This is a genomic window from Aminobacter sp. P4_D5 (assembly GCF_056401815.1).
Map to the genome: position 1 here is coordinate 1 of NZ_JBFUIP010001341.1, position 529 is coordinate 529.

1 protein-coding gene and 1 pseudogene are annotated in these 529 nt (G+C 70.3%); one reads left to right on the forward strand and one right to left on the reverse strand.

Features of this window, described 5'->3' with window-relative positions:
• Nucleotides 1-123 precede the first annotated feature (123 nt).
• Nucleotides 124-312: a DUF1192 family protein gene (locus AC1DWF_RS38290; RefSeq protein WP_476843619.1), complete on the forward strand. Its 189-nt coding sequence runs from the start codon at nt 124-126 to the stop codon at nt 310-312.
• Nucleotides 313-370: 58 nt separating this feature from the next.
• Here the strand turns inward: AC1DWF_RS38290 and AC1DWF_RS38295 are convergent.
• Nucleotides 371-529: pseudogene (locus tag AC1DWF_RS38295) on the reverse strand (molecular chaperone); the annotation flags it as partial.

The following is a 529-nucleotide window of genomic DNA, read 5'->3' on the forward strand; positions in this document are numbered from 1 at the left end:
GGCCATGACGGTGCTTCCATGGGTGAGGGGGCTGCGCGGACGGGCACGCGCCCAGTCTGTGGCAAGCCCTATAGTGGCAGGGCCGGTCCGGGCCAAGCCCTGAGACGAAGGGGGAGGAAAACGATGTTCGACGAGGAGCCGCGGCCGAAGCCGCCCCAACGCTTCACCCCGGCCGCRCTGCAGGACTGGGCCGAGACGGATCTGCGCATCTATATCGATGACCTCAAGGCGGAGATCGCCCGGGCCGAGGCGGCCATCGCCGCGCGCTCGAATCAGCGGGCGGCGGCCGATGCCTTCTTCAAGCGGCCCTAGGACATAGGAAAGGGCCGGCGGTTTCCCGCCGGCCCTCCCGTTCACACCTGCCTTCTGCTCAGGCCGCCTGGGCGACCTGCTCGATCGCGGGCTGGCGCGGCGCCGGCGCCTGGATCTCGATCCGGCGAGGCTTCAGCGCCTCCGGCACCTCGCGCTTCAGCGCGACATGGAGCAGGCCGTTCTCCATTCGCGCACCCTGGACCACGAGGTGGTCGGC